General features: G+C 46.2%; 19 protein-coding genes. 9 read left to right on the top strand and 10 right to left on the bottom strand.

What is annotated here, in order from left to right; genetic code table 11:
* On the top strand, nucleotides 1-305 hold a 305-nt coding region (locus tag K8S15_07890), incomplete at its 5' end, for a type II secretion system protein GspG (GenBank protein ID MCD4775958.1).
* A 76-nt stretch (nucleotides 306-381) separates the two neighbouring features.
* Here K8S15_07890 and K8S15_07895 read toward each other — a convergent pair.
* On the bottom strand, nucleotides 382-1,866 hold the full coding sequence (locus K8S15_07895; GenBank protein ID MCD4775959.1) for a hypothetical protein: 1,485 nt from the start codon (nucleotides 1,864-1,866) through the stop codon (nucleotides 382-384).
* Nucleotides 1,867-2,176: 310 nt separating this feature from the next.
* Between K8S15_07895 and K8S15_07900 the strand changes: the two genes are divergently transcribed.
* Nucleotides 2,177-3,979 (top strand): T9SS type A sorting domain-containing protein, encoded by a 1,803-nt coding sequence (locus K8S15_07900; GenBank protein ID MCD4775960.1) that lies wholly within the window; start codon nucleotides 2,177-2,179, stop codon nucleotides 3,977-3,979.
* A 71-nt stretch (nucleotides 3,980-4,050) separates the two neighbouring features.
* Here the strand turns inward: K8S15_07900 and K8S15_07905 are convergent, their stop codons facing one another.
* From K8S15_07905 to K8S15_07920, 4 genes are all read right to left on the bottom strand, one after another.
* Nucleotides 4,051-6,132: a PAS domain S-box protein gene (locus K8S15_07905; GenBank protein ID MCD4775961.1), complete on the bottom strand. Its 2,082-nt coding sequence runs from the start codon at nucleotides 6,130-6,132 to the stop codon at nucleotides 4,051-4,053.
* Nucleotides 6,133-6,136: 4 nt separating this feature from the next.
* Nucleotides 6,137-7,345, bottom strand: a complete 1,209-nt coding sequence (locus K8S15_07910; GenBank protein ID MCD4775962.1) for an FIST C-terminal domain-containing protein — start codon at nucleotides 7,343-7,345, stop codon at nucleotides 6,137-6,139.
* A gap of 112 nt (nucleotides 7,346-7,457) precedes the next feature.
* Complete coding sequence (locus K8S15_07915; protein ID MCD4775963.1) at nucleotides 7,458-8,936, bottom strand: cobalamin-dependent protein; 1,479 nt, start codon at nucleotides 8,934-8,936, stop codon at nucleotides 7,458-7,460.
* Nucleotides 8,933-10,924, bottom strand: coding sequence for a hypothetical protein (locus K8S15_07920; GenBank protein MCD4775964.1), 1,992 nt, complete (start codon nucleotides 10,922-10,924; stop codon nucleotides 8,933-8,935). Before K8S15_07920 ends, K8S15_07915 begins: the two co-directional genes overlap by 4 nt.
* Before the next feature lie 400 nt (nucleotides 10,925-11,324).
* On the opposite strand from K8S15_07920, the gene K8S15_07925 reads away from it, so the two are divergent.
* Nucleotides 11,325-14,084: a PAS domain S-box protein gene (locus K8S15_07925; protein ID MCD4775965.1), complete on the top strand. Its 2,760-nt coding sequence runs from the start codon at nucleotides 11,325-11,327 to the stop codon at nucleotides 14,082-14,084.
* 70 nt (nucleotides 14,085-14,154) lie between these two features.
* Here the strand turns inward: K8S15_07925 and K8S15_07930 are convergent, their stop codons facing one another.
* Nucleotides 14,155-15,870 (bottom strand): YgiQ family radical SAM protein, encoded by a 1,716-nt coding sequence (locus K8S15_07930; GenBank protein MCD4775966.1) that lies wholly within the window; start codon nucleotides 15,868-15,870, stop codon nucleotides 14,155-14,157.
* Between the two features lie 36 nt (nucleotides 15,871-15,906).
* On the opposite strand from K8S15_07930, the gene K8S15_07935 reads away from it, so the two are divergent.
* A complete protein-coding gene (locus K8S15_07935; protein MCD4775967.1) occupies nucleotides 15,907-16,440 on the top strand; it encodes a PUR family DNA/RNA-binding protein in 534 nt (177 codons plus the stop codon).
* 28 nt (nucleotides 16,441-16,468) lie between these two features.
* Here K8S15_07935 and K8S15_07940 read toward each other — a convergent pair whose 3' ends face one another.
* On the bottom strand, nucleotides 16,469-16,912 hold the full coding sequence (locus K8S15_07940) for a hypothetical protein (protein ID MCD4775968.1): 444 nt from the start codon (nucleotides 16,910-16,912) through the stop codon (nucleotides 16,469-16,471).
* Nucleotides 16,913-16,953: 41 nt separating this feature from the next.
* A complete protein-coding gene (locus tag K8S15_07945) occupies nucleotides 16,954-17,328 on the bottom strand; it encodes a hypothetical protein (GenBank protein MCD4775969.1) in 375 nt (124 codons plus the stop codon).
* Nucleotides 17,329-17,464: 136 nt separating this feature from the next.
* Between K8S15_07945 and K8S15_07950 the strand changes: the two genes are divergently transcribed.
* The 3 genes from K8S15_07950 to K8S15_07960 all read left to right on the top strand — a co-directional run bounded on the left by K8S15_07950 (nucleotide 17,465) and on the right by K8S15_07960 (nucleotide 19,582).
* Complete coding sequence (locus K8S15_07950; protein MCD4775970.1) at nucleotides 17,465-18,217, top strand: sulfite exporter TauE/SafE family protein; 753 nt, start codon at nucleotides 17,465-17,467, stop codon at nucleotides 18,215-18,217.
* 92 nt (nucleotides 18,218-18,309) lie between these two features.
* A complete protein-coding gene (locus K8S15_07955; protein ID MCD4775971.1) occupies nucleotides 18,310-18,636 on the top strand; it encodes an MGMT family protein in 327 nt (108 codons plus the stop codon).
* Entirely contained in the window at nucleotides 18,626-19,582 is a 957-nt protein-coding gene (locus K8S15_07960) for a methyltransferase domain-containing protein (GenBank protein ID MCD4775972.1), read from the top strand. Before K8S15_07955 ends, K8S15_07960 begins: the two co-directional genes overlap by 11 nt.
* 155 nt (nucleotides 19,583-19,737) lie before the next feature.
* On the opposite strand, the gene K8S15_07965 is transcribed toward K8S15_07960, so the two are convergent.
* Together K8S15_07965 and K8S15_07970 are read right to left on the bottom strand one after the other, a co-directional pair.
* On the bottom strand, nucleotides 19,738-20,619 hold the full coding sequence (locus tag K8S15_07965) for a sensor domain-containing protein (GenBank protein MCD4775973.1): 882 nt from the start codon (nucleotides 20,617-20,619) through the stop codon (nucleotides 19,738-19,740).
* Nucleotides 20,612-21,016 carry a PadR family transcriptional regulator gene (locus tag K8S15_07970; GenBank protein ID MCD4775974.1) on the bottom strand — a complete coding sequence of 135 codons (405 nt, stop codon included), beginning with the start codon at nucleotides 21,014-21,016 and terminating at the stop codon, nucleotides 20,612-20,614. The genes K8S15_07965 and K8S15_07970 overlap by 8 nt, the downstream gene beginning before the upstream one ends.
* A gap of 189 nt (nucleotides 21,017-21,205) precedes the next feature.
* On the opposite strand from K8S15_07970, the gene K8S15_07975 reads away from it, so the two are divergent.
* Together K8S15_07975 and K8S15_07980 are read left to right on the top strand one after the other, a co-directional pair.
* The gene (locus K8S15_07975) at nucleotides 21,206-22,882 is read left to right on the top strand and encodes a glutamine--tRNA ligase/YqeY domain fusion protein (protein ID MCD4775975.1); all 1,677 of its coding nucleotides are present in this window, start codon (nucleotides 21,206-21,208) and stop codon (nucleotides 22,880-22,882) included.
* 36 nt (nucleotides 22,883-22,918) lie between these two features.
* Nucleotides 22,919-24,058: an amidohydrolase gene (locus tag K8S15_07980; GenBank protein MCD4775976.1), complete on the top strand. Its 1,140-nt coding sequence runs from the start codon at nucleotides 22,919-22,921 to the stop codon at nucleotides 24,056-24,058.
* Nucleotides 24,059-24,174: the final 116 nt, after the last annotated feature.

Below are 24,174 nucleotides of genomic sequence, written 5' to 3' on the forward strand. Positions count from 1 at the left end.
ATCTGTCCGAACAGGCTAAAACGCAGAGCTGCAGACATAACATGAGAAATCTGGCGGGCGCTCTTCATATGTACTATGGCTCAACCGGTCATTACCCCTACGCGAATGCAGGACACAGATGGATGAATTTCTCAGCAACTGAGGAGTACCTTCTGAACTGGGAACAGCTTAAATGTCCCTCCTGCGGCACTCATTACCGATATAGAATTACCGGGAGGAATTACGATAACTTCAGACTCAGAGGTTGGAACAGAAACTGCAGGAACAATCATGGAATGTACGTGAACGGAGTACCTAACTGGTAGCAATCCATCCGAGTATACGTCGAGTAAACAGAATCTTTCATTGCATTCGTAAACATTTTGACAGGTCATATTTACCTCAATTTCTCAACAGAATCATCCGCTTCGTGCAGTTGAATGAAGGGCCTTCTATCCTGCAGAAATACACACCCGGAGTGATACTGCGCCCTCTCCTGTCAGTCCCGTTCCAAACCGTAGAATAAGCCCCGGTCGCCATAGGCTCGCTAATGAGTGTCGTCACTATTCCGCCGGTAATATCGTAGATTGAAAGGGACACCGTTCCGTCAACCCCCGACGGAACATCAAAAGCAATCGTTGTTGAATAATTGAATGGATTGGGGCAGATGCTAATGCCGACTTGTTCAGGCGCTGAACCGGACTGCGGCTGCGAAACCGATGTCTCCGGACCCAGCTTTATCAGATAGATATTGTATTCCCCTGCAAAATAGTCGTACGTACTTCCGGCAACGATAAATCCACCATCCGCAGTTAAATCCACCGATCTGCCCCTATCAAGATTTTCTCCCCCTATGGTCTTTGACCATTCAGTATCACCGCTGTCGTCCGTTCTTAAAAGCCAGACGTCGAAATTACCGGCTCCGAAGGATTCAGTGTAACCGGCAATGATATATCCTTCATCAACGGTTTGCCGTACCGAACAGCCGCAATCCTCTTCAACCCCGCCGAAAGTCCGTGTCCATACACCTCCACCGTCGCTATCTGTCTTAACCAGCCATACATCGTAATCACCTGAACCATAGGATCTGGTATCACCAGCCATAATGTAGCCGCCATCCGCAGTCTGCTGTACCGAATGACTGCGCTCGCAGCCGGTTCCTCCAAAGGTGTTCGTCCAGAGAGTATCACCAAGATTGTTGGTCTTTATCAGCCAGAAATCACTGCTCCCCGCTCCGTAGGAATAGGTATCGGCAAGAACAATGTAACCGCCATCAACGGTCTGCTGAACCGACATGCCATTGTCGTAATCATCTGCTCCGAATATTCTTTCCCATTCGGAATCTCCACTGGAATCTGTTTTTATCAACCAGACATTCCAGCCTGCACCGAAGGAAGGTTGTATCATACCTGTAAGAATGTATCCTCCATCAGTGGTCTGCTGTACCGATGTCGCCCAGTCCCAGAATGATCCACCAAATGTTTTTGTCCATAGAGTATCGCCTTCGTTATCGGTTCTTATAAGCCAGATATCAAGACCGCCTGCTCCATAGGAACTGGTATAGCCAGCTATGATGTATCCCCCGTCTGTGGTTTGATCTACCGAGAATCCGCGGTCTTCTCCCACACCTCCGAAGGTTTTTGTCCAGAGGGTATCACCCAGATTGCTGGTTTTAATGAGCCAGACGTCAAAATTGCCTGATCCGAAGGAGTCAGTATCGCCTACAACGATATATCCGCCATCCGTTGTCTGCTGAACACACCTCCCGAACTCATAAATACCTCCACCGAAAATCTTTGTCCACTGCACATCCGGTTCTATCCGGGCCGATGACATCGATGTTAGAATAGTTATTACACTGAATAAAAGTATCTTTCTTTTTCGCATTCCCTTTCACCTTTCGAGCAGTTGAGGCAAATTTATCATAATTCATGTTCTATAGCACATTTCCGATCCGAAAAACAGCGGTTTCCCGAGAAAACCGACGTGTGAATGAATGACAGGAGCACCGGTACTTGAAAGTGAACATCCCGGGATATACATGAAATGTCCTTATCATCTTTCAGCACAACTGTTTACGACGACATATCATGGTAATGCAATTGACTATATAGCGTAGCTTGTGCGTACCATAGTCTTTACATATATTCACCATCCTTAGAATTAGGCAAATCATTAATCAGAAAGGGTTTTTAATATGAAAATTTTTCTTGCGCTTGTCATGCTTGTCGGCATCTGTATAGCTGACGGCACAGAAACACAGACTGACTGGGTAGGTGGGCCTGGCACTCCAGGTCCAGTAACAACCTGGGGAACGCTGTTCGATGTATCGAGCGGTATATCCTGGCTGACAACAGGGGAAATCGGCCTGAGTTTAGAGCATAATATCTCATCATCATCTAACGGTCCAAGATGGGCAGTCTGTGGCGACATTGACGGAGATAGTGACATAGATGTTCTTGTTTGTGAATACTATGCGGATTCCCTTGTATGGTTCGAGAACATTGACGGTGACAGCTATTTCTGGGAGCGTCACTTCATTGGTGCGGGTAACGATCCTCACACAGCCGCTCTTGCAGACATCGACAACGATGGTGACCTTGATGCAATTGCCGGCTATTACTCCGGTGATTCCGTCGTCTGGTACGAAAACGACGGTACAGGTTCCGGATGGATTTCTCACATGGTCGTAGAGTCTCCATACGCTAACCAGGTCAGAACATTGATTGCAGCTCATATGAACGCTGACGCTTTTATTGATATTGTCGTACCCGCATACGCTTGCGACACGGTTGCCTGGTACGAGAATGACGGTGTTGGCGGTTTCAGCTGGACAAGACATAACATCTGCGCGACAAATGGGCCAAGGTGTGGAAACGTGGCCGATCTCGACAAAGACGGTTATCTTGATGTAGTGGCCGGTGCCTACTATGGTGACTCTCTGTCATGGTGGGAAAACGACGGAACAGGCCTCATCTGGACACATCACTGCATAAGCAGTTCCTATAACGGGGCAGGCCATGCGTGGTTCGTTGATATTGACGGCGACACATACCTCGATGTCCTTTGCGCAGCAATGTCCGGTGACAGTCTCTGCTGGTTTGAAAACACTGATGACATCGGAACCAGCTGGGCCAGGCATACGATTACAACAATCGACTACCCGGTTTACTCCAGCTTCTACGACCTTGATCAGGACGGCGATCAGGATGTTCTTGTCTGTAGTCCTAATTTAGATGTTTCGTACTGGTTTGAGAACAATGGTACAGGAACCTCATGGGTCGAACACCTTATAACGGATGAATACAATGGTCCATACTTCGTTGCAGGCGTTGATATTAACCTCGACGGCGTGAACGAAGCTCTCATCTGTGACAACAGCAGCGACAGGGTTGACTGGTACGATCTGTTCGAAAGCACAGGTGTGCTGGAATCATCAATACTTGACGCACAGGAAGATCCGGACTGGAATACTATTGCCTGGACAGCAACAACACCGACGAACACTGATGCCATCTTCCAGCTGCGTAGTTCCGATAACTCAGCTGCAATGGGCTCCTGGTCCGCCGACATCACTTCTCCGGGCTCAATCGATTCGTATGTCAGTGACGGTGATAACTACATTCAGTACAAAGCGATTCTCTCAACAACTGACGTGGGCGATTCTCCGGTAATTCCAATACTGCAGGATGTCACCATCGACTGGCTGTCAGTCGGTATCGCCGGCTCCAGCAGTCCCGCAGATGAATTCACTCTTAGTATAATATCTGCCAATCCCTGCTTCGGTGCTCCCGTCATCGCTTTCGATGTTCCCAATATCTGCAATGTTAATCTCAGCATCTTCGACATGTCCGGGCGCGTTGTGGCCAGGATAGCTGACGGAGAGATCGAAGCCGGTAATTATCAGGTTTGTATTGAAAACCTGATTCCCGGTATCTATCACTGCAGGATGGAAGCTGGCGGATTTACCGATGTTAGAAGTCTTGTAATACTGAAATAGACGTAAATCCTGATCATACAAGCAAGCGGCGGCCAGAAGGCCGCCGCTTCATTATCAGGTGAGATTTCGGATCAGGCTCCCGTTGCTTTGAGTAAGGTATTACTCAATTCTTTTAGACTGAATGGTTTTGCTATGGTAGCCGTGAATCCGTAATCAGAATAATTGGCCAATACAGGATTGTTCGAGTAACCGCTTGATACAATCACTTTAACATCAGGATCAATTTCAAGGAGTTCTGCTATTGCCTCTTCTCCTCCCATTCCTCCCGGAATAGTCAGGTCCATGATAACCGCGTCAAAGGAGTTTTTTGATTCCTTTGCGGCGGTGTAAACTTCTATTGCTTCCCGCCCGTCTTTAACAGCAAATGCCTCAAACCCCAGGCTGCCCAGCATTTCAACAGCAACATTCCTGACCATTTCTTCATCATCCATAACCAGTACGTGGCCCTTGCCTGCCTTTGGAGGTTCTTCATCCTTTATTACGGTTTCAGGCTCTTCTCTGGTTGCTGGAATATAGATGATAAATGTTGTACCATGTCCCGGTTCTGACTCGACAGTTATCAAGCCATCATGTTTATTAATTATGGAATACGCAGTTGCCAGACCTAATCCGCTCCCTTTGTCCTTTGTTGTGAAGTATGGGTCAAATATCTTCAGAAGGTTTCCTTCAGGTATACCGACTCCCTGGTCATTTACGGTCACCATTACATACATTCTATCTTTCAGCGGAAGAACATGTCCTGTTATCTCCGCGATATTCTCTGCTCGAATGGTGAAAAGACCTCCGGCAGGCATTGATTGATGCGCATTGATCGTTAAATTCTCGATGACCTGTCTGAATTGCACCACGTCGATGTCAACGGCCCAGAGATCATCAGGCTGATTGTATTCAAAGCGGATGTTGGAACCGCTTAGAATAAAATTCACAGAATCGGTAATTATCTCCGAAATCGAAGTAGTTGTTCTGAGAGGCAAACCGCCTTTGGAGAATGTGAGAAGCTTCTGAGTCAGTTCCTTCGCTCTGGTTGCTGCGCAATGAGCATTATGCAGAAACCTCAAAGCCTCACTTTCCGGGATTGAAAACGTCTTTGCCAGGTCAATATTGCCCAGTATTCCGGTTAGAATGTTGTTGAAATCATGCGCGATTCCACCGGCAAGCACACCAATGGATTCTATTCTCTCAATTCTCAAAAGCTCCATCTCCATCTTCTTACGTTCAGAAATATCAAGCGCAACGATCTGAGCCCCGGCCCTTTCCGGATAAGCAAATGGTATGGCTACCATCTCTACATCGATAACGGAGCCATCAACCTTTTTGAACCTTCTCTCCGTCAGAGGGATTTCATGATGATTTCCCAACATCTCGGTTATTGAGCTTTTCACAGACTCGTAATCGTCCGGATGGATAATTTCCTGAAGTGGCTTTCCAATGATCTCGTTCGGACTTTCCGCGCCCAGAAGCTTTATCCCGGCATTATTCGCGAAGTTAAGCTTACTTTCATGGAAGATGAAGATGGATTCCGGTGAAGACTCAACAAGCCTTCGATACCTTCCCTCCGATTTCAGCAAAGCCTTTTCAGCTTCTTTGCGTCTGACAATATCGATAAACACACTCAGAGAGCTTTCAACAGTACTCCGGTCTTTCTCCTCAAAGGGGAAACGGAATATTTTATCCTCGGTACTATTGCCGATTAAGAGCGCGATTCCTTCATGCCGGTTGAAAGTCCACAGGATATATGGTGTTTCAATTGCACCGCAGAGAGCTCCAGCAATAGCGTCCGGCTCCGTTGTCGAGTTTACAAACAGAAATTCCGGTGCCCTGCCGGGTAGCTTGATTACCAGCTTAGTATCCTTTTTTAAACCAAGAGTGTATTCTGAAACGAAACTATCAGTTACCTCATCGTATCGAAAAATCAAGATACGATCAGCCGACATGCTGCTCATGATAGCCTGGAAGAAGTGGTTTTCAATACTCTCGATAGAGACATCACTGTTGATCAGATTGTATGTCTTCAGAATAAGCGAATTGGTGGTTCGTGATCGCCTGACATCTTTTCGAACTTCGGTAAGTTCCTGCTGTAATCTTAATATCCGTTGGCCAAGCTCATCACATTGCCGGCGATAGTAATCTCTCTCCGCTTTAATATCATTCATAGTTCTATCCATTTGTGAATATTGTCAAAACTCCTGTCCAGTCCAGCGGGCGGCTGCGGCCAAGGAGCGGTGCGATCTCCACACCTGAGTAGAAGCCCAGGAATGGCATACTTCCACCAACTGTCTTCCTGACGACGTCAGCCTCCTCGGTCTCAGAACCGCTGAAGCTGGAAGCTCTACCCGCGCAGTCAATATAGAGGGCGAACTTCGCTTTTCCCAGGTCAACGGTTTCGAGCAGTTCTGTGGTTCCCTTATTAACGGATTCAACCATCAACTGATTGTCCCGCGACATTACCTGAACAATATCTCCCTGCTGGAAATCCGCCTCGAAGATAGTTACAGAACCCTCTTCAGGGTTTGAATCAATAATAAGGCGATTTACATACATCTGTTCATTGAAGGGGGAGTACGGTTCTCCATACTTCTTACCGAGAGTAACTATGAAAGGGATTTTTGAGTTGCATATATCTTCAGGGTCAATCCCCAGCATCTCGCTGAAAACATCCGTTGCGGGACGGCCATCAAGTTCGTAGAGGACAGGGCCATCGATCTTTGTTATTTCCTTAAATGAGCTGATAGGTTTGCATCCATGCATTATGGTAGTATGTGGAGTCAATTCCCCCGAAAGGATTATCCCGATAACTGAATGCTTGACTACTCCGCGGCCATCGAAAACGAAACTGGGTGAAAATGTGAAATCTCCAACCAGGCCCGAACCGATTATATTCAGAGTATCTTTCTTAAGGCCAGAATATACACCGTCCATCAACGTGCTGCCGGTATAGAGTACAGGGGGCGGTGTTGATCGAAGGTTGGTGTAAAAAATGAGTACTGTGTCGCCTTCGTTCGTCAATTCATCCAGAGCGAGACCGATCTCTTTTCCAGCCTTGAACTCACCCGCTTTTAAATTGTTATTCACCACTAAGCCGGGTGCAGTGAAATCGGAAGTGAATGCGGCAAGGCCGCATTCGTAGCCCGTGTATCCAAGTGAGTCGTTCGTAATGATTCCAGCCGTTGCCCCGCCGTAAACCGCTACGTCACCAAGCTCGGATCTTATTCCCGTGAGAACACTGTCAGGTTCATGCCTGCCGCCGCAGAACGCCAGCACCCACGAGACGGATTCCTTGTTTTTGAACTGGTTCTTCGCCAGGCCGGCGGCTTCCCTGCCGGCCTTTTCCGAATCCGTATCGCTGCTGATACCTACATAAGCCATTTTCTCCTTCTTCCAGATTAATATTTCTCCTAGATGAACTCAGGTAAACCCCTACTCAGTAAATCGTTTAGTAATCAATCGAATCAGTATCCTCCAGATAAATGCCATCCTTTCAAAATCCCTTGCGGTATTCCTTCTCCAGGTTCTTCAATCTGTACCGATTATATCCGGATATTCTATATATTAAATCTCTTCGCATAATGTTAGTCCAGAGAGGCTCCTTCAGCCTGAGAACCGAGTACAACCTCTTAAGAGTTCGCGCCAGAAGGGTACTCTCCGAATTATCCTGAAGGTTGATATAGTTCGAGTGGTTGATTACTTCCCTGTTTATCATGTAAAGCATTTCTTTTATACTGATTTCCTTCGGTTGAAGCCAGACCGGCCTCAATAGATCCGAATTAACAGAAATTTGACCGGTTGTAAGAGCATAGCCGTAAAGTGGCGCACCAGGTAACACTCTTATACCGCTTGTAATGAAAACAAGATCCCGTCTGCCGATGTTCTTATCGATGAACCTGAAGGTCTCTTTGATAGTGGACTCGTTCTCACCCGGCCCACCGAAGAGGAAATACCAGACCACCGGTATACCGCTATCGTTTAAAACCCTGGCGGCTAGTTCAACACTTTCCACTGTGAAATTCTTACCCAGTGTTTTCAGCATTTTCTCAGAACCTGATTCGGGCGTACAGGACACTTCTATGAAATTTGCCTCCTTCATCAGTCCCGCCAGCTCCGCGGTAACGGCTGACGGATTGATCCCCATGGTATTGAAAGAGGTCCTGATCTTTCTCCTGATAATCTCCCGGCAGATGGCAATGGCATGGTCCAGCGGAATGTTGAATGTGGAATCGGTGAATTCTATCACATTGGGCTTACAGTTCGCTACAATATCCTCGATCTCGTCAACAATTAATGCAGGATCTCTCAGTCTGTAGCTGCATCCCTCGATTTCGTTGTAAACACAGTAGCTGCATTTCAGGGCGCAGCCACGTTTAGTCTGAATGGAGTACGGAGCGTAATCAAGGCTGTACTTTTTCCAGTCGACCCACCTGTACATCCGAGGCAAAGCCAGGTCATCGAGGTTCTCAATTCTCCGGACGGGATTCCTTACAATCCTTTCCTTTTTTCTGTACAGAAGCCCGTCGATAGAAGAGATATCCGATCCGGATTCAACCCTGCGCGCGAATTCCACAAAAGCGTTCTCGCCTTCCCCGCATATGGCGTAATCCACACCGAGATAATCCATGATCCGTTCTGGCATGATGCTTACAGCTGAGCCTCCTATAACGAGTGGCATTGACGCAGCATTTCGTGCAGGATCAACGATATTCTTCTTGACATCCTCCAGGTAAAAGCAGGGGGACTGCTGGTCAACATTGTCAATATTCCTGATCGATATTCCCACCAGATCCGGCGCGAACTGATTGATCCTGTCTGCTATCTCGGATGGCGGATTGCCGGAAAAAAGTATGTCCAGCAGTTGAACTTCAAAGCCTTCCCGTTCAAGGCTTGAAGCAACATAGCAGGCTCCGAGAGGAGGAACCGGCCAGGGATGTCTCTCTCTATTTGAAGAGATCAGAAGTATCTTCACGGTTGGTCCATTCTCATTTCCGGGTAGTAACTTGAAAGTGTCTGTTTTTCGTGCGCTGCCATACCCTCGAGGAGATTCGGCTTTATTCCGCTTAAACTGTTAATATACTCAATGCCGTGGGGGTTTCGCCGGTCATTCAGTTCACGCATTGTCTGCTCTTTGATAATCTGATGCTCACCACCATAGAAATACTGATACAGTTGCGGATCGTTTATTCGTACCAGTTCCCTGCCTGTTATTAGATTGAGCCTCATAGGAACAGCTGGCGCTCCGTTCACTTTTTCGAACGGTTTTGCATCTCCGATCTTTTCAAAATAGAATTTCCTCTGATAATAGGTACAATGACGCGGATGTATCATCATGCAGAAATCGGTACAGCCCAAAAGGTCATGACCTAGAATAAACGCCTTTCTGAACAGAGACAGCAGAATCCCCCATCTTTCTCCATTCGAGAGGTCCGCATCTACAGCAAGAGCAGACAGTTCACAAACAAGAGAACCAGTTTCCCGGATTCTTGCGATCTCTTCACTGAAAAGCTCGTCGATTGGAAGCTTTCCATTAGTATCTCTTACAAGAGTAAGTGTGCCGCAGACTTTCCCATCGTTTTTTACTATCAGTAAATGACTTGAAGGTAGAATATCGTGAAAACCAATTCTCATCGAAGATGAATTTGATTGTTGAAGGCCGGTTTGGAAATACGTTCTATATACTAAATTGAATGCATCCTTCATCTCATCAATATTCCTGGTAAGTCTGGAATCCGCGAATTCACTGTTTTTATTTCCATCTTTGGAATCGATACTTTCACCTTCGCAATCATTTTCAATGATCATGTCGTCCACTGAAGCAGCGATATCTCCTATTGCAGTTGTACTATCACCTGAGTTTGAACATCTGTTACGAATCCGTGCAATCGACAGGCGCAGCCTTGCCAGAAAGGAGAAAAGCACCGCTTGAAAGGATCCTTTTAACATCTGTGGTGACTGGTTACAGCCGGCGCATACTTCTCCGGGTAAATACTGCTCTTTGTATTGCATAAGAGTATCTATCGATTCATACAGAATATTGCCCAGCGGATTTCGCACTGATTGATCGTTACAGCAGATAGAACTTCCATCTGCGGCAATAAAGAAATTGGCGTTCCAGAGACATGGGAATCTGAAACACCTGACAAGGTCTCCTATCTCAGATGTACTATGGAAGAACCGCTTAAGCACAAGCTGCATTCTGATTTTCACTTCATTGACGGTCTGCCCGTTGTAGCGTCTGAAGAAATCGCTGTACATCTCTACTGCCGCAACGGAGTTGCGCAGCAAGCCGGAACGGTTACTTGTCGCGGGGAAAAGAACAAGTTCTATCTCTCTAAGTTCAACCCTTCGCGCGATTTCAGTTAAACTGTTAATCGTTTCGGGAAAATCACGTCTAATGATCTCAGTCTCTGGGGGGGAGATGTGCAAATAGAGTCTGGAAAGATATCCGCCCGCGCGGAGAGCCATCGCCTTTTCAATACCCGGCAGCACTCCGGACAGCAGGGCTTCTCCCTGCCCGCTGTCACCCTTCATTATCAACCCGTACGATTCGGGATTGCTGGTCGGGAAAGAGATGATCAACGAAATGCAATTGTCTGCGAAGGGAGCCAATATCTCTGATTTATTTAACGATGAACCGTTCGTGACAACGGAAATTTCCGGTGGAGGTACGATGGATGCATCCCATTCCCTGAGCATCTCGCCGAACATCCTTAACCTGTCAGCAAACTCCGGATGCAGTGTCGCCTCGCCATCACCGGAATTAGCTACATAACGCACATATATACCGGATCCGGCAGCTTCAAGTATTCGCTCGATAAGGGTTCTTGTTACAATATACGGCTGAAATTCTTTCGGGCCTCTGTAGTTCGTTTTATTAATACCGCACAACCTGCAGGAGTAGTTGCATATTCCATGAACAAGGCTGTTATTGATCGATATGGGCCGACGCGTTCGCATATATTGTTATCCTGTGAATCGAGATATGTATTTATACATAGACAGTCAACATAATAAAGCAAATATTCCATTCCGCTATTCAACCCCTAAACAACAGATTTCGTACCCCTAGAATTCAATACCTTTATTATACGAATAAATTGCGTACAGACAAATCACCTGTACAAAACGAACTTCGCGAATCCTCCTGGTAACACGTTCTGATAACTGAACGAAGAAAACGTGATTCTCAAACAGATATCCGGATAGTATGTATCATGCACCTATATTTGTATTTATTGCTATCGTGGAGTTGGATGATACGTCGATTATATTCGAGGTTGACTGTACACTGCGTCTGGAAGTAGTGTAACAAAGTGATAAATGCATATTGAACATATAAACCGGAAGAACAAGCAAAATGAAAGCGGAGAAGAAATACACTGTTTATAGAAGTCTTGTTTCAATTTCCTTCGGTCTGCTTGGGTTTGCGGCAAATTTCGTTACTATAGATTTTTCTTTCCCTCCATATACCGCGACGGTTCTGATAGGTCTTTTGTTTCCGTTACTGATAACGCTTGCCTGGGGATGGAAATACGGTTTGCTGTCCGCTTTGGCCGGTGGTTGTCAAACGATGTGGTGGCTGTGGGGTCCTGCCAACGGTTATGCCACATTGTTCGTTGTGCCGCCATTTACAATCTGGATAGTATGGCATGGTTATTTTGCGAACCTTCGCAGAAAACAGAAGAAATGTAAATGGTGGCTGAGCATGTACGCTGTTGAATTTCCATTTCGAATACTGAACACAATTAATCTCTATACATTATCAAGATGGGCTATTACATGGAATCCACCTGCCTGGGGGTTGGCTCCGGCTTCATCAAACGTAATCCCGATGAGCTTTTCACACTTCGTAGTAATAAAGCAGTTCGTTGTAGCTTACATAATTCTGCTGTTGGCGGACGTACTATTGAACCTTGGTATCGTAAGAAAATTCCTCAAATTAAGAAAAAGCATTTCATACAGGAAAACAGCTCATATCATAGGCTTTGCGCTTCTGATCGGCGCTTTCTTCTGGATTGTTGACAGCTTTCTCGGATACTATACATTTCATTCCGGCAGTTCTTTTCTCGATTTGTTTGCTCTGAGAATTCCATCTTACGTACTGTACATGCGAGCCGCGCTTATTCTTGCCTGTCTGACAGGGGGAGTAGTAGCATCAGGGTTCCTCCGCAAACAGCACGAAAACGAAGTCATTCTGCGGGAAAGCGAGGAAAAATTAAGGTTAATCAGTGATTCCGCAGAAGACTCGATAATAATGATGAACAATGATGGAAATGTCTGTCATTGGAACAAAGCGTCAGAGGAAATGTTCGGTTATAAAGCGGAAGACATTATTGGAAAGAATCTTCACGCGACTCTTATGCCGCCACGTTTTATTGAAGTCTTTCGAAAGGGTTTCAGGAAATTCGCGGATTCTGGCAAAGGGCCTGCTATCGGGAAAACAATGGAAATGGTGGCCTTGAAGAAGGACGGGACAGAATTTCCGGTAGAGCTGTCAATCTCTTCCGTGAGAATAAAGGATAAATGGGGCGCGGTGAGCATTGTAAGAGATATCACCGAGCGAAGGAAAGCAACGGAAGCGCTTCGCGAGAGTGAGAAACGCTTCCGGCAGGTATCCGAATGCGCGGAGGAATGGATATGGGAAGTTGATGCAAATGCATTGTATACCTACGCAAGCCCTGTAGTGGAGAAGCTGATTGGATACAAACCTGAGGAAATCGTGGGAAAGAAGCATTCGTACGATCTATTCCACACTGATGATATTGAGCCGCTGAAAAAAGCAACCCTTGAAATATTTTCTGAAAAGAAACCACTTTTCAGATTTCCGAATCGTAACGTTCATAAAAACGGAAACATCGTATGGCTCCTGACAAGCGGCCTTCCAATCCTTGACGAAGAAGGAAACCTGCTAGGTTATCGAGGCACGGACATCGACATCACCGAACAAAAGAAATTGGAAAGACAGAAGGAGATACTGCAGAAAAAACTATTCAAGACGGAGAAACTGGAAACCATAGGTACTCTGGCAGGCGGAATCGCTCACGATTTCAATAATATCCTTACTCCAATTATCGGTTATACCGACATGGCTCTGTCGAACCTGCCATCTGATAATCCTGTCCGCACAGATCTTGAAGAGATCCTTAATGGAGCCAACCGCGCTAAAGATCTTGTTAATCAGATACTGACATTCAGCCAGCAGATGGAAAAAGAAAAAGAACCGCTTCGACTGCACCTGATTGTAAATGAAGCGTTAAAACTGATGCGTCCATCCATCCCGGCAACGATTGAAATCAAGCGGAATATCGACGAATCCTGTCCGGTGATTCTTGCCGACCCGATACAGATGCATGAGGTTGTTGTGAATTTATGTACTAACGCTTACCAGGCGATGGAAAGGGAAGGAGGAGTAATTACTATTGAATTGAAACCTGCATATGTTGATAAAACCATTGCAGATTCTTATCCTAACCTCAAGCAGGGGAAATACATTCGTCTGACTGTCAGCGATACGGGTCACGGAATAATCGACGATATACTGGGTCATATTTTCGAACCATTTTTCACAACTAAAGGCTATAGCAAGGGCAGTGGTATGGGCCTTTCGATAGTACATGGCATTGTACAGAGCCATGACGGAGAAATCATTGTATACAGCGAACCGGGCAAAGGCACGGCATTTCATATATATCTCCCTGTTACAGAAGAGGCTGAAAAACCAGTTAAGGTAAAAGACGATTCTCTTCATTACGGACATGAGGCGATTCTTATCGTTGATGATGAGGAAGCTGTTACAAGGATGCTGGAAAAAATTCTAAGGCAGCTTGGCTACGAAGTTGATGCTTTTAATACTCCTGCTGACGCACTGGAGTCATTTCGCAAAGCTGAAAACAAATACGATATTGTACTCACCGATTTAACCATGCCAGGAATGACCGGACTGGATCTGGCAGAAGAAATAAGAAAACTTCATTCGGAGATTCCTATAGTACTTATGACAGGTTACGGTCTGCAAAATCATGAAGATATCCGGCGGAAGAATGTCAGTAAGATAGTTGGGAAACCAATTGATATTCGGGAATTGACTTCAACTATCCGAGACATACTGAGAAGCTGATACCATCCTGCAATGTTCTGATCGATATTTCCTTATAGCAATATCAGCAAATAAAATGATGATAGATGGTCTATCTGGTGGATTTTTTCTGAAAGTGACCCGGAAGTGATTCCAGCTGGTTCTTTTTCAGTGAAGGTTTTCGGGCCACATAAATCTCTTCACCAGTTTCCGGATTGATACCGGTAAGGTACATAGCCGTTGCCATGGTCATGGGAGTTGGAAGGAATATCTGAGCCTTTTCGGGCCGCATGCGCTGGCTCCTGAGTTCTGCTGCCGCCCTGTGCATCTGTTTCATATCGCAGCCAGGAGCAGCAACGAGTATGTAAGGTTCTATATACTGTTCTTTACCCGCTTCTTGCGAGATATCTTCAAAAAGAACCTTGAATCTTCTCCAAATATCGGGGGGAGGTTTCCTCATCAGTTTCAGAACATCCGGATCGAAGTGTTCAGGAGCAATCTTAAGGTATCCAGACACGTTATCCCTTACCAGTTTTTCAATGAAGCCCCTGTCGCGAAGGGCTACATCGAATCGTATACCGCTGGAAACAAAAACATTTCGTACACCGGAGATGTTCGCGACTGCATCCAGAAGTTCAATATACGGGCTGTGGTCCGTTTTAAAATTCTCGCAGATGTCGGGATACAGGCATGAATACCTTCTGCATTCGTGAAGAGCTTCGCCGCCGGCGCAGCCAAGACCGTAAAGATTAGCGGTGGGGCCACCCAGATCGGTAACCGTTCCCCTGAAATATGGTTTGCCTGTAAGCGTTTTTACTTCCCGTACGACTGAATTGCGGCTCCTGCTGCTTATCAGTTTTCCCTGGTGCAGCCCCAGGGCGCAGAAACTACAGCCTCCCGCACAACCACGAACAACTGTAATCGAATTCTGTATCATACTGAACGCCGGAATCTCTTCGGTGTAAATCGGATGAGGTTCCCTGGAGTATGGCAGATCGTATACACTGTCCATCTCATCGGTACTCAACGGATATTGTGGCGGATAGACGATAACAGCACGGCTGTCGGCCTTCTGAATAAGAGTGGAGCCTGAAAAGGGGCTGATTTCACTCTCAAGAATCTTAGTCGTTTCCATGAACGAATCCGAACTGCTTGAGACCTCTTCGTGCGAAGGCAGTTCGATGTACTGATCAAGATCCATTTCGCAAAGGGATTTTTCGCTGGTGTAAACCGCGGTACCCCTGATTCCACTGATATCCCGACCGGATGACAGGGCACCGGCAATTTCGCCCGTCGCTTTTTCTCCCATTCCGTATACAAGAATATCCGCTTTTGTATCGAGCAGAATTGATTTTCTGACCCTGTCGCTCCAGTAATCGTAATGACTCAGCCTTCTCAGGCTGGCTTCTATACCCCCAATTACTACCGGAACACCAGGCATCGTTCTCTGAGCGAGGTTTACGTATTTCATCAATGCCCTGTCAGGCCTTCTCCCGGGCTTTCCCCCTTCGGAATATGCGTCGTTGGAGCGGATTCTTTTTAGAGATGTATAATGGTTAACCATGGAATCCATCGCCCCTGAAGTTATTCCAACGAATAGCTTCGGAACACCGAGCCGCAGGAAATCATCAGGTGACGAAATATCCGGCTGGGGAATGATTCCCACCCTATAACCCATGTTTTCAAGATACCTGCCTATGACAGCCGCTCCGAAGGAAGGATGATCTACATATGCATCCCCGGTAATCAGTATGATATCGCAGAAATCCCATTCAAGGGTTTCCATCTCTTTCCGTGTAACCGGTAAAAAGGAAACTGCTTTTATCATAATTTCTCCCAATTCCTTCCCGAATCATGAAGGTACTTGAAGCAGGCGGGTATTGACAAGCCCTTAAAAAAAGCGGACACTGGTGGTGAACGGATGTTTACACTGAAGGGAGAAGAAGAAATGGGTAACCAGAACGAATCATTGTTCAGCGGAAGGGTGTTGGCCGGAAGAACAACTTACTTCATAGATGTAAGGCAGGCCGTCAACGACAGGTTCTACCTTTCATTAACGGAATCCCGCAGAGTATCCGATTCCGATTTCGACCAGAACAGGGTTTTTCTTTTCGAAGAAAACCTTGAAGAAATTGGTGCCATGCTCTCAGAAGCAGCTGATGAACTCAGGATGGCCGCCGAAAAAAGAGGAAACCTGCCACAGGATGGCTCATCCGGCAAGTACGAACGCAGCGGAAAAACCTGGACAGAGGAAGAAGAAAGTATTCTGCAGGAAGAATTCCGAAAAAATACACTGCGAGACGATATTGCATCTAAATTGAAAAGAAGCAGCTATGCAATAACCCTCAGACTGGAAAAGCTGGGTCTTATAGAAAAGGAGGAAAAAGCAGTAGTGTAAAAATACAGCTCAAGATCAGGGGTAATTGTCAATTCAATTCTGCTGATTCTCTGATGGCTTCAACCCATTTTTCAAGATCAGCTACAAGCCATGCTGCGGAATCCGTACCCCCCGTATCATTCCTGAAATCAATTTTCAGGAGTTTCCTCCCCTTCGTCTTTCCCAGAAAACTCCTGGGAGTCTCAACAGAGGTAATGCTGCGAAGCGGTACCAGTATTTCTTTTTTTGGCAGGAGCATCCTGAAGTAAAGTTGTGAAGATGTAAGCAGAAGAGTACCGTTACCTCTTACCTGTTTCATTCCTCGGGATTTTATCCCGAACAGGTTCGCCACAGGGGATGTAATAATCCTGCTGTGCTCAGGATATCTCATCGATATTTCCGCCATGGCGGAATAGTTGAGCTTTCGAACCAGAAGTACAAGCCCCATCATGAGAAACAGTGAACCTGCTATGAAATAGACTGCTATGTGCATAAGAACAATTCTCCCGTACTACTCTTCAGGTTTTCAGCCGATCACATATCGACTATTACCCACTTCCCATCCGAATTCAATTCCAGATCCATATCTTCATCATCGGTATCCGTCTCGCCGGAACCGATCTCCTTAATTGTAATCTTGTATTCAATTTCCACTTCGGTGCTATCGTTATCGTAATCGATCTCATCTATAGAAAATGACACAATTTCAATTCCATCAAGCATAGCTTCGTTGAACTCTGCCTGCATTTCCGTTGACATGTAACTCTTCATTTCATCGTATTGCCTTGCTTGTGCTGCCTCAAGCATACTTTGCGCGATTTCTCGCGGTCCCGCGGGTGTGGATGATCCGCACGATACTGCTCCCGTAAGAATGATCATCAATACTGCGACTACAGTTACTTTTAACATTTCCCCTCCATTCACCCCTCACGCATTGAAGGATACATCAATGATGACACGGGATTCAACATTTAAATGCAACCTTGGCGAAATCCCGCTTGCCTATTAGTGTCAGTACTCAATACTAATGGAAAGACAATATGAAATGACTCCTCTTAACGCAATATTGCTTTTTCTTGCAGGCACTGCCGCCGGTTTTGTTAATGTCAACGCGGGTGGTGGCTCTTTTCTCACAATACCCCTTCTGATGATGCTGGGTGGATTACCTGCGACTGCTGCAAACGGAACAAACAGAATAGCTGTGCTGTTACAGAACATTATCGCTGTCAAAAATTTCAGAAGACACGGGTTCAGGGATACCAGACAGGGATTAAAACTTGGAGCTTCGGCAATGGCCGGTGCAGTAATAGGGTCCATAATTGTGCAGGACATACCGGAAAACACCTTTCGCACCATACTTTCAGTCATCATGGTTCTAGCTCTCGCAATTGTCCTCCGCCCGGGGAAAAAGAATTCCATCAAATACTGCGCAGAACAGCTCAAACACCCGGTTCTGCAGGTTTTCCTGTTTTTCTTCATAGGTATTTACGGCGGTTTCATTCAGGCCGGAACAGGATACCTTATCATTTTCTCTCTTTCCATTCTGGGAGGCCTTTCTCTCCTTAAAACGAACAGTCTGAAAATTATTATCATTTCAGCTTACCTTCTTCCATCCCTCGTGGTTTTCATAATCAACGGAGAGGTCCGCTGGCTGCCCGCGCTTATTCTCGCGGCAGGAACTTCTACAGGGGGATGGTTCGGCTCCACCTTTGCTATAAAAAAGGGCGACAAATGGATTCGAGTAATACTGGCTGCCGCAATTGTAGCTATGGCGGCAAAAATGCTGGGGCTTTTTTAATAGATCGTCAAACAGGTTTGAGTATTTACTATATTGTATGGTGAAGTGGAAGACCCTGAAACGGAGTGTATCGTGTGGACAGGAAGGAATCTATGTACGAAAGAATCTACTCGACAGTGAGCATGATTCCCCCTGGTAGCGTCGCTACCTATGGGCAAATAGCGGGGATAGCTGGAAGATGCTCCGCGAGAAACGTGGGCTACGCGATGTCCTCTGTTCCTCCTGGAAGTGATACCCCCTGGCACAGAGTCATTAACAGCAGAGGAAGTATAAGCGTCAGAAGCAGTGGAGAAACGTGCTCTGCACAGAGACAAATGCTGGAGAGCGAGGGGATTATCTTCAACACCAGGGGAATTGTAAACCTGGACAGGTTCGGCTGGCCAGGACTTCCGACCGATCACGAATCAGATGACAGATAAGAACAGAAGAGACTGGTCCGAAAAGGATCTGAAGAAGCATATTGTCGATCAAAGGAAATACCTCTGGCGCGAAAGCACCATTGAAAGAATAGCCTCATGGCTTAACCTAAAAAGCGGAATAACTGCGGTTGATATCGGATGCGGACTCGGCTATCTGGGCTGGACCTTCTGGCCGCACTTCGGCGCTGGCAGTACTTACATCGGTGTTGATTGCTCTATCAAACTCCTCCGGGAGGCAAAGGAAACTTCTTTTGTATGGTCAGAGGGCGGCAGGGCGTTTTTCGCGAATGGCTCTACATACAACATCCCCCTGCCCGATGAATGCGCTGACTGGGTAATGTGCCAGACGCTGCTGATGCACCTCGAGTTTCCCGAAGACGCTATGAACGAAATGATCAGGATAACAAAACCCGGCGGCGTTATCATGTGCATGGAACCGGACAACATATCCTCGTCGCTCAGCGTTGTATCGAATTCGGTACACTCACCTTCTATCAAGGAGAAACTTGAGCAATTCAAGATGCAGCTGATCTGGGCTGAAGGGAGAAAAAAACTCGGAAGGGGGGATTGGGGAATAGGTACAAGAGTTCCTAAAATGATGGCTGACCAGGGGCTGATGAATATCGATGCTCTATACAATGATTCCCCCCGTTTCATCCATCCACCGTACGAGACGGAAGTACAGAAGTACAGTATTGAGAAAATGCCTGAACATATCAAGGATAAAGATGAGGGCACAAGGAAGCTGCTCTGGAAGGAATACAAAGAATGTTTCCTCGCCGGAGGCGGTTCACTGTCCACCTATTACAGGTACAAAAAAAACAGTGAGGAGAAGCAGGAGAAGTACGAACCGATAATTCTGAATCAACTGGAAAACAAAACCTACTATGGTGGCATCAACGGCTCTCACTTTTTCTGCATAAGGGGATTCAAGCCGGAAGGATGATTCGGGCAGTTTAGGACAAGTGGGGTCAAATCTTTACTCTTGACATTTCACTCTTATCATTATTGTATTTCATTAAAAGTTTTAGTTCCATGTTTGACGTCTTTCATTTAGTATCAAGATAATGTCAAGAGTAAAGATTTGACCCCTTTTCTCTCTTATCCGCTTACCAGCATGGTTCTAGCAAGCCTGCCTTGAAGTTTTCCCGCAATTTTCGCAAGGCGCAACGTTAAAAGAAAAAGCACAACTCCAGCCAGAACAATAAAGGGCATAAGCCAGACGGGAGTCCACCAGACTTCTGGAAAATCGAATACGGGTACTTTCAGAATAAGCTCGAATATGGGATCGGTGATCAGTGCAAACGATACTGATATAAGAGTGATGAATACACTGAAGTACAACACGCCCAGCGGCAGCATAAGTATCAGATAAATAAGCGAAGACCATGTACTTCCCGCTGAAAATATTCCCTTAACACTTCCCCACCATCCTTTGCCCTTTCTTACAAATACCGCTCTCCTGGGCATTCTAACGCCAAGAAGCGCTTCAACTATTCTGCCCTCAACGAACGCAAGACCCCTGAAAGAAAGAAAGAACAACCAGGCAAGTGGAACACCTACGATGAGTATCAACAGTCCTGCGGAAAGGGAAATACCTGTAACAGCCCATGTGAAGTAAATTATACCTGTAGCCAGTGAAAGGATCATATACAGCAACGAGGCCCAGGCTGAGGGATCAGCAATTACACCAATGAATGCGGACAATCCCTGTCCGGTTCGTTTCGCAGAAGAAAGAGCGGGAGTAGTAAATTTTTCCACATTACGATAGTGTTCCGCCACTTCCACAGGCTCACCGTACCTGAAAATGATACTCTTTGCTGCTTCTTCCTTAGTTTCCTCAGGATGCTCGGACAGTTCTGTATCAAGAGCTGTACTCAGGTGATCCTCCGCATCGGACAATGCGTCCTGTATGGTTGCTCTGTCGCTTCCTTTCAGTTCTTCTCTGAAAGCATTCAGGTAATCTTCAATCAGCTTAATCATTGGGGACACCTCCCAGTATCCTGTCAATCAACCTGCCGGTTCTCTTCCAGATTCCCACCCATCGCCTGAGTGCTTCCCGGCCTTCATTTGTAATTCTATAATAGCGCCGCGGCGGTCCTGAGACGGATGGCTCCACCCTGCTTGCAAGAAGACCGTTACCCTCTAAAGATCTCAGAACAGGATAAAGGGCTCCGTGCTTTATAAGTGGAACTGTCTGCTTCTCGTCCTCTTCCATCGATTTTGCTATCTGGTATCCATACATTGGCTCATCCGCATTATTCAGAATACTCAGAAGAGCCAGTGAAGTCATACCTGCGCTGAGTTCCTTCCTGTATTTTCTATCTACAACTTCGGCGTTTGTTACCGCCTTATTCCCGGATCGGGATAATCTAGTCATTCAATCTGCTCCCTTCTGCAGAATGATATCATTGCGTATGAATACTACTAATAACTTAATACTATGTCAAGATGAACTGTACTCTTGGATCATCGTACGGGAAAATGGATTCCAGCATACTGCTGAATTGTTTCTCCTTTATTATGATATCCGCGCGGGAAATGAATTCCATTTTAATCAGGGAGTACCATGATAGCCGAAGACAAGGAAAAAGGCATCGATTTTATCAGGGAGATCGTTGAGAGGGACATCAGGGATGGAAAGCACGATGGCAGGATACATACCAGATTCCCACCTGAGCCAAACGGCTATCTTCACATAGGACACGCAAAGGCCATTTGCATTGATTTCGGCATCGCGGAGGAATACAATGGCCTTTACAATCTTCGTTTTGATGATACAAATCCTGTTAAGGAAGACGTTGAATACGTCGAATCAATAATTAAGGATATCAGATGGCTGGGTTTCGACTGGGAAGACAGACTTTATTACGCTTCAGATTACTTCAACAATATGTACGAATACGCTGAACAGCTGATAGAAAAGGGCGTTGCCTACGTATGCGATCTTTCAGCAGAGGAAGTCCGCGTTTACAGAGGTACCCTGACAGAACCTGGTAGAAACAGCCCCTGGAGAAACAGATCTGTGCAGGAGAACCTCGATCTCTTCAGAGAAATGAAAGCGGGTAAGTTTCCAGATGGCGCCAGGACCCTTCGCGCAAAAATAGATATGACTTCTCCGAATATGAACATGCGGGATCCCGCCATCTATCGCATACTGCGGAAAAGCCATCACAGAACCGGCGATAAATGGTGTATCTATCCCATGTACGATTACGCTCACTGTCTCGAGGATTCTATTGAGAGAATAACCCATTCCTGCTGTTCAATCGAATTCGAGGACCATCGCCCGCTTTACGACTGGTTCCTCGACCAGCTGGATATCTTTCATCCTCAGCAAATCGAATTCGCAAGGTTGAATCTCACTTACACAATCATGAGCAAGCGCAAGCTGGCCATGCTTGTTGAAAATGGTCTTGTATCAGGCTGGGATGATCCGAGAATGCCGACCCTTTCCGGCCTCAGAAGGCGTGGTTATACCCCCGAGGCGATCAGAGATTTCACAGACAGGATCGGCATCGCAAAGAGGGACAGCACGGTTGACATGGCACTGCTGGAATACTGCATAAGGGACGATCTTAACAGAAGAGCTCATAGATTTATGGGGGTTCTTGATCCCCTGAAGGTTATCATTGAAAACTACCCGATCGGCAAACATGAGGAGCTGGAATTCATAAATAATCCCGAAGATGAGTCTGCTGGAACCAGGATGGTTCCGTTTTCAAGGGAGATCTACATAGAGAGGGATGATTTTCAGGAAGAACCCCATAAGAAATTCCGGCGGTTGGCCCCCGGAAGGGAAGTCCGCCTCAGGTACGCTTATTTAATTACATGCGTTGACGTTGTGAAAGACGGCGAGGGCAATGTAAAAGAGCTGATCTGCACATACGATCCGGATACCAGGGGAGGCAACGCCCCGGACGGAAGAAAAGTAAAGGGCACGATTCACTGGGTCTCAGCGGAATATGCAGTAGCAGCGGAAATCCGGCTTTACGACAGATTGTTCAATGTTGAGAACCCCCTTGCGTCCGACAACTTCATTGATACAATAAATGATGAGTCTCTGAAAATACTGAACCAATGCCGAATCGAACCATCAGCAGCGGATCTGGAAATCGGCGAACCGGTCCAATTTGAGAGAAAGGGCTATTTCTGCAAGGATGAAGATTCAACCGAAGAAAACATGATCTTCAACAGAACAATCTCACTGAGAGATACCTGGAAGAGAATCCTGAAGAACCAGTAACAGAACATTCATACTGTGAATTGAAGGGCAGAAAGAATCGGCAATATTGATGCTGGGCTAATCGAATTAAGGCATTTACTGCACAGGAATCCTGAGCTTTCAGGTATGGAGAATTCCACCTCAACCACTATACTGAATCATATCACGGGATACGAACCGAACAGGCTTATAACGAGCCTGGGAGGTAATGGCATAGCCGCTGAGTTTACAGGATCGGAACAGGGGCCGAGAATCCTCCTGAGATGCGACATGGATGCTCTTCCAATAAATGAAATTATGGATATTCCTCACAACTCCATTACCGATGGAGTATCCCATAAATGCGGCCACGACGGTCACATGACGATTATGATGGGAGTTGCTGCCCGGCTCCATGAAAACCATCCTGCCAGGGGTTCAATTGTTCTGCTTTTCCAGCCTGCGGAAGAAACCGGTGAAGGTGCCCTTAGAGTAATCACCGATAGCAAATTTGTTGATATAGAACCCGATTTCGCTTTTGCTCTTCACAATCTTCCCGGTTTCCCATTGGGAAGTATCATTCTGAAGAACGGGGTTTTCGCTTCGGCATCCAGAGGCATCGTTGTAGAACTTACTGGAGTTCCCTCCCACGCGTCTGAACCCCACATGGGAAGAAATCCAGCACTTGCAGTTGCGCAGTTAATCGAGGCTTTCACGAACCTCTCACAAACTCCGGTTTCCTCGGATGATCCAGCAATGGCCACTGTCATACATGCCCGGGTGGGCGAGAGAGCCTTCGGAACATCTCCTTCTGAAGGCTGCGTAATGGCTACACTCAGAGCCCGCAGTACCGAGACGATGGATACAATATCAGAAAGGGCTGAAGAGATAGCTGATGCTATCGCTAAAACTCATAAGCTGGAATGCAGAATCAGCTGGACGAATGAATTCCCGGTCACGAATAATTCTGAAGAAGCAGTTAATGCAATAAGAACAGCAGCCGGCAATCTTGGCCTGAAAATAGTTCGACCAGTTGCCTCATTCCCGTGGTCCGAGGACTTCAGTCATTTCACAATGAAATATCCGGGAGCTCTTTTCGGAATAGGTGCTGGCACCGGCACTCCAGCGCTTCACAGCCCACAGTACGATTTCCCAGACGAACTGATTGCAGAAGGAGTCGATATCTTCATTGAGATCATCAACGAGCTGCTGAATTAACAGGTACCATAATCTACCAATTTTTACAGTTCTTAAGATTGACATGCTCAAATTGATCCCATATTTACTAATTGGGTGTTTAATAAATTTTGAAGGATGTTAAAATATTTCTGGAT

It is taken from the genome of Candidatus Aegiribacteria sp. (assembly GCA_021108005.1).
Taxonomy (GTDB): domain Bacteria; phylum Fermentibacterota; class Fermentibacteria; order Fermentibacterales; family JCC-6; genus Aegiribacteria.